The organism is Paraburkholderia sp. CNPSo 3272 (assembly GCF_024206495.1).
In the GTDB taxonomy this organism is placed as follows: domain Bacteria; phylum Pseudomonadota; class Gammaproteobacteria; order Burkholderiales; family Burkholderiaceae; genus Paraburkholderia.
The window spans coordinates 17964-28342 of record NZ_JAMBPQ010000064.1 but is presented as its reverse complement, the minus strand read 5'-3'; the positions used below and the strand labels follow the sequence as shown (position 1 = coordinate 28342).

Here is a 10379-nt window from a genome sequence, read left to right as displayed (position 1 = left end):
AATTGCCCCTTGACCACTGGCACGCCTGGCTGCAAGACCCGACTCTCGCCGACGCAATCCTCGACCGCCTCGTCCATCAGGCTCACAAGCTCCCGCTGAAGGGCGATTCGATGCGCAAGAAGAACGCACCTGATCAAAAAGTAGCCTGATCTCGAACACGCGCAGTACAATCTAAGCACTACGCAGCACCTCCCTCCTGGCCTGTTCGACTTCACCGAAACGGGCGTTCAACTTCCCCGAAATACGCAGACAGAGACAAAGGCGCGAAGGAGGCCACCATGAGCCCGACCGAAATGACTCTGCACGCGGCCATCGAGAAATGGCTAGCGCCCACGCTTGCGATGCGCGTGCATGTCGTGCGGGTCCGCCGCGCCGGTATGCATGGGCGCTGCGTGTGTGTCGAAGTGATCCGTTCCGACGGTCTGCTGTCGATTCTCTTCTTCCGGCACGACGACGGATGGTGGAATGTATATCCGCCCGCGCAAGCTCGGCCGGCCATGTCCGCGTGGAGGACTGCGTGATGAACTACGGCTTTGGCAATTTAACGAAGCGCGCTTCCGGCACACACAGCGTGTCGAAAGTCTCCGTGAACGCCGACGATATGGCGTCCAGACCGGATCACCTGTTCAAGGTTTCTGTCGTGGCGGTCTGCTGCTGGATCCTGATTGAGGCACCGCTGGAACTGAGCGGATCGATCGATTCAACCTCACTGCTCGCTGTGATGGCGTCGAAGGTACTGATTTGCCTCATCGGTGTCGGTGCGATAGTCGACCTGCGCTGGACCCGTCACGTCTTCGCCTTCATTTGCGCATCGAGTGTATTCGCCGTAGCACCAGCGTTACCTCTCGAGTACGCGCACAGCGTTGCCCTTGGTCTCGTCTCGACGGTCGAATGCCTCGCTAAAGCCACATGCGTTGTCGCGTTCGCCATGGCGTCGAGGGACGGAGACAGTGTCGGCGAACGCTTGAGCGAAGGCCGCCGTACTGCCAGCGATCAGAAATGAACAGGTCGAGCGTCGTGAGTCTGGCATCGCTGGCAATGCCCACTTTGCTGATCGGTGGTTGCGCGGTCGAAAGCGCCCAGAGGCGGCTATCGCGACGAGGCACCTGTTGAGCTGCGGGGGAGGTGACCTAGCCTTCACGCACGTGCGTGCTCTGGGTTAGTCGTCCCGCGATGTTGACAAGTTCGGGGAGCGAGCGCGCGTCCATCTTTCGCATCACGTGTCGGCGGTGTACCTTCACCGTGATCTCGCTGATGCCCAGTTCGGCTCCGACCTGCTTGTTCAGCAGGCCGGATACCACCAACGCCATGACCTCCCGCTCGCGTCGACTGAGTGAGGCGTACCGATCACGGATCGACTGCATCCCGGCTTGTTCACTCAATGCCGCGCGGCTGCGCTCGATCGCGTGCCGGATGGCGTCGAGCAGCACCAGGTCGTCGAAGGGCTTGGTGAGAAATTCGGCCGCTCCCGCTTTCATGGCTCGCACCGTCATCGGCACGTCGCCGTAGCCGGTGATGAAGATGATCGGCATATCGGTACGTTCGGACGCAATCAGATTTTGCAGGTCGAGGCCGCTGAGATCGGGCAGGCTGACATCCAGCACCAGACAGTTCGGGACCATTGTGCGCGTGCGTCCGAGAAATTCCTCGGCGCAACCAAAGGTCTCTACCCTTAGACCGGCAAAGCGAATCATGGCTTCGAGCGACTCACGCACCGAGACATCGTCATCGACCACGAAGACGACCGGCGCGGCTTGCGCCGACGACGATTTCGAGGGGGCTTCCACTGCACGAGCGGGTATCATTTTGAACTCCATTCACAGGCCCCGGATGAATCATTCAACCTTGAGCGCGGCCTGGATCGCCCCTAGAAGGGCGGTGTCGCTGAAGGGTTTGAACAGACATTCGACGGCCCCCTGGTCGAGCACGCGCGGGCGCAGCACGTCGTCCCCATGCGCCGTGATGAAGACGATCGGGACGGTTTCCCGACGCAGCTTGAGCTCGTGCTGCAGGTCCTCGCCGGACATGCCGGGCATGCCGATGTCGAGGACCAGGCAGCGTGCTTCGCCGGCGCAGCCGGAGGCCAGAAATTCTTCTGCCGACGCAAATGCCCGGGCTGCAAAGCCAACCATCTGCAGCAGGTCGGGCAGCGATTCGCGAACCGACTCGTCATCGTCGACCACCACGATGAGCGGGCGCTCTGCCATCACAGGCTCCTTTCGGGCCGCTCCGCATCTGCGCGCGCGGACGGTCCTGTAGGCGCGGACCGCCCCGCGGCCGTCACGCTGTCCGCCCGGCACGGAATGGAAAAAGTAAATGTGGCGCCCGGGTCTTTATTCGACGAGGCCCACAACCGGCCGTCGAGGCTTTCGACGATGCAACGGCTCACGGACAGGCCGATGCCCATACCTTCCCGCTTGGTCGTAAAAAGCGGATCGAAGAGCTTGTCGACAAGCTGCGGGTCGATGCCCACGCCGGAATCGGTCACAGAGAGTCGCACGTGGTCGCCATCGTCGCGCTCGATGCTCACCAGTATCTGCCGTGGCCGATCCTCGACGCCATTCATCGACTCAACGGCGTTGGCAACCAGGTTGAGCACCACCTGCTGGAGGTGGATCTTGTCCCCGGCGACAGGCGGCAGATCGTCGGCCGTCTTCAAATGCAGCACGATCCGCTTGTTGCGAATCTCACCTTGCAGCAGATCAATCACTTCCCGGGTCGCTTCGACCAGGTCGACCGTCTCGGTCGTCATGGTTTTGTCGCTGAACAGCACGCGCAGGCGTGTCATCACCTCGGATGCTCTGTGCCCGTCGCGGATCGTGCGTCGCACCGTCTCGAGCGCACCTTCGACATTGGGCGGTTCTGCAGTCAGCATGCGCAGGCCCGTGCTGGCGTTGGTCACGATGCCAGTCAGCGGCTGGTTGATCTCATGCGCGATCGAGGCCGTCAGCGCGCCTTGACTGTTGACCCGGCTCAGATGGGCCAATTCGGCGCGCAGCGCGAGAAGCGCATCTTCGGACGCCCGACGCGCCGTGGTGTCCTGCGCGGCGCCGATGTAGTCCAACGAGCCTTGCGGGTCGCGCGTGGCGTGCGCCTGGATGTGAATGTGCCTGACCGGGCCGTTGGGCAGCAGCAGGCGGATTTCGAACTCCAGATCTTTGCCTTCTCGCGCCCGCTCGATCATTTCGTCAAGTAGATGGCGGTCGCCAGGGTGGAAGCGGGAGGCGATCGAGTCTATCGTAATCGGCATCCCCGGTTCGATCCCGAAGATGCGGTAAAGCTGATCTGACCACGTGAACGCGCCGGTTTCAAGGTGCCAGCAGAAGCTGCCGCTCGAACTGAGCTGCTCCACTTTGGCCATCAGCGCCGCGCTTTGGCGTAAGCGCTCATCCGCCTCCTGACGCGCAGCGATGCTATGTGCCCGCTCGATGGCGATGCTCGCGATGTGCGTGAACTGTGCGATCAGTTCGCGCTGGATAGGCGTGGGATCGCCGGGAGCAGACCGAAACAGCGTGAACGTTCCCAGCACTTCGTCGGTACGCGACAGGATCGGCGTCGCCCAGCAGGAACGCAGTCCATGCGCGAGGCTGCGCTCGCGCCACGCCTTGGTCCAGCGCGCGTCCGACGCGACATCGGGCACGATCACCTGCGCCTTGAGGGACACCGCCATGCCCAGTGGGTCGGAGTCATCGGAGGTGGCACGGGCACCGGCACGAGGGAGAAAACGCTTCGGGAGACCGGGAGACCCCAAATGCATGCATTCGGTGTCGTGTGTCTCCCGAAAGGTGACTCTGCAGACACAGTCGGTCGCGATCTCTTCGACCAGTCGGCATAGGTCGTCGAGAACGTTCGGCAAAGGTTGCCCCGTCGCGACCATTTCTAGCAGGCGATTCTCGCCCTCTAGCAGCGCCTCGGCACGCTTGCGATCGTCGATATCCGTCTGAAGGAAATACCAGAGAGCGATTCGGCCCTCGTTATCGCGCAGCGGAAAGCCTTGCACGCGGAACCATCGGTAGACGCCATCGGCACGGCGATGGCGCGACTCCGCATCATAGGGCTCACCGGTGCCGATCGACGCACGGAACCGGGCGATCACCCCCGCCCGATCATCAGGGTGGGTCAGGCCGTTGGTCTTCCATCCCCGCAACTCATCGAGGGTCGAGCCGGAAAATTCGAGCGTATGACGGTTGGCATGCAAAACGTCACCGTCGGGCGAAAAGAGGATGACCCGGGTGGGGAGGCCATCGACGATCAGCTCAAAGCGCTGTTCTTGCGCGCGAAGCGCAGCTTCGGTCTGTTTACGGTCCTCGATGTCAGAGTTGATTCCGCACCACTTTACGGCTTGACCGGTAGCATCGGTAATCGGACTGGCTCGGCATGTGAACCAGCGATACACGCCATCGAAGCGACGCATGCGCGCTTCCGCCTCGCCCCGCTCGCCGGAGGCGAGGACGGTTCGCCAGGCTTCGATTAGCCCCCGCTGATCATCGGGATGGAACGCCGTCTGCCAGCCTTCGCCCGACGCTTGCTCGACGGAAAGCCCCGTATATTCGCACCAGCGTCGATTGACGAACTCGATGCGGCCGTCAGGGAAGGCTGTCCAGACCAACCCGGGGAGCGCATCCACAGTACGACTGAGTTCGTTTTCCATCGCGATCCTTTCTGCCGCGTGCCTCACGATACAACGATCGGCTTTCGCGAACCGGGAGTCAATATACCTTGGTGTCGGTTTGGGCCGGCTTACGCTGAAACGGCGGCTGAAACGGCGGGATTGATGGGCAACGTGAATTGAAAGATCGCACCGCGGCCGGCGTCGTTGCCCGCCCACAGGCGGCCGCCATGTGCTTCGACGATCGAATGGCAGATCGGCAGCCCCATGCCCATTCCGCTGGCCTTCGTCGTATAAAACGGTTCGAAGAGGCGCTCGATGTTCTCCGGGGCGATGCCCGGACCGGAGTCGCGCACAGCCACAAGGACGACGCCGGGCTCGATCATCGCGGTGTCGATCGTCAATTCCCGCGGCCCTTTATCAACCGCGCTCATTGCATCAATGGCGTTGATAATGAGGTTCAGAATCACCTGCTGGATTTGCACCCGGTCGCCCTTGATGGCCGGTAGATCCTCCGCAAGCCGCAGCCGCAAGGAAACGCCGTTCCGGGTCGCCTCGCTGGACGTGAGCGCCATCACCTCGCGAATCGCCTCGTTGATCTGCAAGATCTCATTGCTCATCGGGGCCTTGATGACGAGGCCATGAATACGCTTTATTACCTCGCCTGCACGCCTCGCGTCACGGACGATACGATCAAACGCCCGACGTGCCTCCTCGACCTCGGGTGGGTCGAGACCCAGGCAGCGCAGACCTGTCGACGCATTGACGGTCGTCGCAGCGATCGGCTGCTTCATTTCGTGGCTGATCGACGCTGCGAGTTGCCCAATTGCAGTGACGCGGTTCGCATGTGCGAGCTCGAGCTGCATCTGGCGAGCATCCGCTTCCGCGCGTTTGAGTTCGCTCAGATCGAGCACAAACCCGATAGCTTGAGTCGCGTTCTCGCCAAGCATTGCAATGCCGATCAGCACCGGCACGCGGCTGCCATCCTTCCTGAAGTACTCTTTTTCGTAGGGTTGCAAGATCCCGGTCTTTTCCAGCTTTTCCCACTCCGTATTGGTGCGCTCGATCCACTCGGATGGCGTCAGATCCCTCCAGCTAAGACGCCCGACCAGCAGATCGTCACGGCCGTATCCCAACATACGAAGGAACGCGTCATTGGCTTCGAGGATCCGGCCTTCGAGATCCGCGATCAGGATCCCGACGATGTTGGAATCGACGAGGCGCCGGATTTTCGCTTCACGCTCTGCAAGGTCGCGGTAAAGGCGCGCGTTTTCCAGGGCGATCGCTGCCTGCGAGGCGAGCAGCTTCAACAGGGCGATGCGCTTCGGAGCAAAGACGCCGGGCGCGAGGTTGTTCTCGAGGTAGAGCATACCGATCAGCCCGGCCTGCTTGAGCAACGGCAGACAAAGGACGGAGCGTGCGCATTTCTGGCGGATATAAGGATCGCCGGAGAATCGGTTTTCGACTGAGGCATCGTCAATGATGACGGGTTCGTGCGTGCTTGCGACATAGCGGAGGAGCGAATCCGGCAGTCCCAACGAGTTCGGCGACTGCTGCGGCAATTGCACGATGACCCGGCTACCTTGAATGGTGGCTTCGGCCTCGACCCGCTGCAGGGCGCCCTGTCGTAGGATCAACAGACCACGTTCGGCGCCAGCGTGCTCGATTGCAGTCGTCATCAAAGACTTGATCAGGTTCTCGAGCACCATTTCGCCTGAGATTGCCTGAGCCGTCTTCACGATCGTCGCGAGATCCAGTTGCTCGCCGAGTTCCTCGATGGTCACGCGTGGAACAGACGCAGCTTCGGGTTTGCTCAAGGGGTAGAGCCGATCCAGTTGTTCGATCTTGCCGTGCGCACCCCATTGGGAATAGGCGTTCCGCGCCTCACGCAAATAAGCGTGCGCGGCGCGTTCGAGGCCAGCGGCGAGGCAGCATTGCGCAGCGAGCTCGTTGACCAGTGCCTGATCCTGGACGAATCCTTGCTCGCCCGCCGAGCGGGCGGCATGCTCATAGAACCGCATGGCCTGCATGTCGTGTCCGTTCAGACGGGCCAGTTCGGCGCGCAGCAGCAGATGCTTGTGCGCAAAAGTGATCGGACAGTTTTTTGCCCATCTTGCGAACGCCTCGATATTTGCGGTGATGTCTGCCTTGATCTCCGCTTGTCGATCAGCTGACGCGGAGTTGTGAACCGCGGCGAGCGCAAGTGAATGATAGAGGCAGTAGTTCGCGAACTGGATGTGGCAGCGTGTGGACCAAAGTAGTGGGCTGGCCTTGGCGGCGCACGCGAGCGCCTTCTCAGGTTCGCCTAGTAGATAGTGGCGCTGGACCTGCAAAATCCAGTGGAAGCAGTTGACCACGGCAATACCGCCTTCCGTGATCTGAGCGTCGATCGTGGCGTCCTCGATTGGTGTCTCGTCGCTGGTGCGCCCGCGAAGCCTCTGGATGAAGTGCTGGATACTGGAGAGAATATCGTGTACGTGACGGAAGTGGATTCGCTTGACGAACTCGATTGCGTTGATCGAATCGAGCCACGCCTCGTCGAGGCGGTAGCCGCGCGCAAGAAGATCCGTCAGTCGATGTTCGAGGCTGAAGCTGGCATAGATGACTTCGCCTGTTTCTTGCGCATACCGCCTGGCCGTATCGACGCACCCTAATGCGACCTCGATCGGTTGCGTCCATAGAACCGCCATTTGCATGAAGAAATGTGCGGCCACTTGTTGAGCCACGAAACCGTGTTTCTCCGCCACGGCGACCGCCAACCGTGCGAATGCCTCCCCGTCCTGGTATCGGTGGAAGAACGGACCTAGAAGAATGGAGATAAATGCATAGGCGATGACAGCCGATTCGGTCGTGCCGTATTCCAGCGTCACGACGACCATTCGGCAAGCAATCGTCTGGGCGAGGTTCATATCGGTGAAATATGCGGTCTGCCCTAGCATATGGAAGATCTGCATGACTTCCCGCATCTCCAGGTCCTCCATCATCGGGAGCTCAAGGAGGCTTTCGATCGGGCGCGCGCCGAGGTGCGCGAATACTGCATCGTATTCTGCGGATACTTCGTCATCCGTAGGATGATCAGGTAAATCGATGGCGAAGACTTCCAGACATTCGCGAGCGGTTCTGACTGCGGACGCATTGTCGGCATTCACCAACTGCAGGACCATCCTGAGCCGGTAGGCCTCGGCACGGTGTATTTTCGATCGCGCTCGAAGCAATATGTCATCGATCCACCGCGTGGCTTCGCCGAATTGGGAGAGCAGAAACTCGCATTCGGCCCGCTCGAACCAGACTCGGAAGGTCAACTCGTAACAGTCGTCCCAACCTTGCTGCGAAAGCAGCGACGCAGCCGCCGCGAGATAGTTGCAGGCCGAACGATACGCGGTCGAGGCCTTCGCCTTTTTTGCGGCATCGAGGTTGAGCGTTGCTGCGCGATGCCGTTCGGGCCGCTCGACCATCAGTTCGGATCCGTGATTCAACTGGTTCACGAGATCAAAAATCCGGGTCGCAATGTCCGCTTCATCGAGTTTCGACAAAAGCAGGCGGCCAATGCGCAAGTGATGCTCTGCGCGGGATTCGGCTGGAATCAGTGCATAGGCGGCTTCTTGCACCCGGTCATGGAGAAACTTGAAGCTGCGGTCCATGGAAACGATCGCGCCGGCCCGGACGGCGTCGGAGAAATCGGCATGGACGCTGGCCTCGGAGTCACCCCAGACGCTCGCTAGCGTGCTGAAGTCGGCCTGGCTGCCGAGGCACGCCAGCAACTTCACCGCGTCCTGTGCACGAGGCGAGAGCCTCTGCAGTCTGCGGACCATCAGTTCTACGACGTTGTCGGTGAAGCCCTTCGCGTCGATGTGCTCGAGATTCCACCGCCACGATGCTGAATCCGGCTCGAACTCGAGAAGGCCTTCCTCAACGAGATTCGTCAGTAACTGACCTGCAAAGAATGGATTGCCGTCGGTTTTCTGGTGTACCAGTCTGGCTAGAGGCAAAGCTTGCTCGTGCGTGCATCTGAATGCGTCGCAAAGCAGTTCGCCGAAGTCCTCCGGCGAGAGCGGGCCGAGTACGATCTCATGCACCATCGTCCCGGCCTCGCGAATCGAACCGAGCATATCCATCAGCGGATGACCTGGCGCGACTTCGTTGTCGCGATACGCGCCGATCAATAGCAAGTGATGCGTGTCAGCATGCGTGATCAGATATTCGACTACCGTTAATGTCGCCGGATCGAGCCACTGTAAATCGTCCAGGAAAATCACGAGCGGATGCTCGGCGCGCGCGAACACGCCAACGAACTTTTGAAAGACGGCCTGGAACCTCAACTGGGTTTCCAGTGGCGAAAGTACGGGAACTGCAGGCTGGGGTCCGATCAGATTCGCAAGTTCGGGAATCAGATCGGTCAGCAATCGCCCGTGCTGGCCAACGGCTTCTTCGATCACCTGGCGCCAGCGCGCAATTTCGGCATCCTGGCCGTTCAGGATTTGTCGGATTTGTTCGGCAAATGCTTGGGCCAATGTTGAGTAGGGGATGTCTCTCAGGCGCAAGTCGAATTTTCCCGAGATGAATATACCCCGGGGCAGCACGATCACTTTATGCAACTCATTGACGACGGAGGATTTTCCAATTCCGGAGTAGCCGGACACGAGGACCATATCTCGCGTTCCTTGCGTCGCGACGCGCTCGAACGCATCCAGAAGCGTCGCGATTTCACTGCGACGCCCGTAGAGCTTCTCGGGGATCAAAAGTTGTCGCGTCGTATCGTGCGTACCTAGCGGGAATGGATCAATCCGATGAGCGGCTTCCCATTCAGTGAGGCATTTTCTGAGGTCCCACTCTAAGCCGCCGGCGGTTTGATAGCGATCCTCGGCGGGTTTCGACAGCAGTTTCATCACGATGGCCGAGAGCGGGGCAGGGATACCTGAGACGCGCTCATCCGGAGCAGCGGGCTGTCGTGCGATATGGCAGTGCACCCATTCCAGAGGATCCAGCGCAGTGAAAGGAAGGGTTCCGGTCAACATCTCGTACAACGTGACCCCGAGCGCGTAGAGATCGCTGCGCGAATCGATCGACCGGTTCATTCGTCCGGTTTGCTCGGGCGCCATGTAAGCGAGCGTTCCCGCGATCAATTCGGGATGTTCCGGGCTCTGGCGTTCGCGCGGAAGACGCGAGGCGATGCCGAAGCCGGTGAGCCTCACCTCGCCCGTTGCGTCGTTCACCAGGATATGCGCCGGCTTGATGTCCTTGTGGATGAGACCGCGCTGATGGACCTTCCCCAAAGCAGTGACGATCTCAATGGCGAGTTGCAGGAAGCGTTCGAGTCGAAGGGGAGTGCCTATCAGCCGGTCGAGCGGAGCAGCGCCCGAATCCTCCAGCACCAGCACGGTCTGACTGCCCTCAGATACGAGCTCGAGCGGCCGTACGGCCCAATCGCCGGAAAGCGCTTCCTTCAGATGGTATTCGTGCGCCAGGCGTTCGAGGCTCGCGGGCGTGCAGCCGGTAGCCAAAGGACGCAACTCCATGACCGACGTCGGCGCGCCATCCGGGCTCAAGCGCGATGCGCGCAAAAGGATTCGCTCGCCATCCTCCCATAAGACCTGGCTGCTTTCTGCAATCGACCGGGACCGAGGCTCTGATGACATGCTCTCGAGGAATCGCTTTCATGACGGAGGCCAAAGTCATGGCTTCCGTGTTTTGCAGCGCGGGGCACCGCATTACGAGGGCGATAGACGACATCGCCTGCGCGAGTGACTTGCCCGCTCAGTGTTCGGTTTCC

8 protein-coding genes are annotated in these 10379 nt (G+C 60.6%); 4 read left to right on the top strand and 4 right to left on the bottom strand.

What is annotated here, in order from left to right; all coding sequences use genetic code 11:
- The 3 genes from M3I53_RS36240 to M3I53_RS36230 all read left to right on the top strand — a co-directional run.
- A partial coding sequence (locus M3I53_RS36240; RefSeq protein ID WP_254317001.1) for an ATP-binding protein occupies positions 1-149 on the top strand: 149 nt, incomplete at its 5' end.
- Positions 150-278: 129 nt separating this feature from the next.
- Positions 279-521 carry a hypothetical protein gene (locus M3I53_RS36235; RefSeq protein WP_254320577.1) on the top strand — a complete coding sequence of 81 codons (243 nt, stop codon included), beginning with the start codon at positions 279-281 and terminating at the stop codon, positions 519-521.
- Complete coding sequence (locus M3I53_RS36230; RefSeq protein WP_254320576.1) at positions 521-1003, top strand: hypothetical protein; 483 nt, start codon at positions 521-523, stop codon at positions 1001-1003. The genes M3I53_RS36235 and M3I53_RS36230 overlap by 1 nt, the downstream gene beginning before the upstream one ends.
- Before the next feature lie 127 nt (positions 1004-1130).
- Here the strand turns inward: M3I53_RS36230 and M3I53_RS36225 are convergent, their stop codons facing one another.
- The 4 genes from M3I53_RS36225 to M3I53_RS36210 all read right to left on the bottom strand — a co-directional run bounded on the left by M3I53_RS36225 (position 1131) and on the right by M3I53_RS36210 (position 10125).
- Entirely contained in the window at positions 1131-1805 is a 675-nt protein-coding gene (locus M3I53_RS36225) for a response regulator transcription factor (protein ID WP_254320578.1), read from the bottom strand.
- A gap of 30 nt (positions 1806-1835) precedes the next feature.
- Positions 1836-2207 carry a response regulator gene (locus M3I53_RS36220; RefSeq protein ID WP_254320575.1) on the bottom strand — a complete coding sequence of 124 codons (372 nt, stop codon included), beginning with the start codon at positions 2205-2207 and terminating at the stop codon, positions 1836-1838.
- A complete protein-coding gene (locus M3I53_RS36215) occupies positions 2207-4651 on the bottom strand; it encodes a PAS domain-containing protein (RefSeq protein WP_254320574.1) in 2445 nt (814 codons plus the stop codon). Before M3I53_RS36215 ends, M3I53_RS36220 begins: the two co-directional genes overlap by 1 nt.
- 89 nt (positions 4652-4740) lie before the next feature.
- Positions 4741-10125: an ATP-binding sensor histidine kinase gene (locus tag M3I53_RS36210; RefSeq protein WP_254320573.1), complete on the bottom strand. Its 5385-nt coding sequence runs from the start codon at positions 10123-10125 to the stop codon at positions 4741-4743.
- On the opposite strand from M3I53_RS36210, the gene M3I53_RS36205 reads away from it, so the two are divergent.
- On the top strand, positions 10124-10354 hold the full coding sequence (locus M3I53_RS36205; RefSeq protein WP_254320572.1) for a hypothetical protein: 231 nt from the start codon (positions 10124-10126) through the stop codon (positions 10352-10354). The two genes, M3I53_RS36210 and M3I53_RS36205, sit on opposite strands and share 2 nt — an antisense overlap.
- Positions 10355-10379 lie beyond the last annotated feature (25 nt).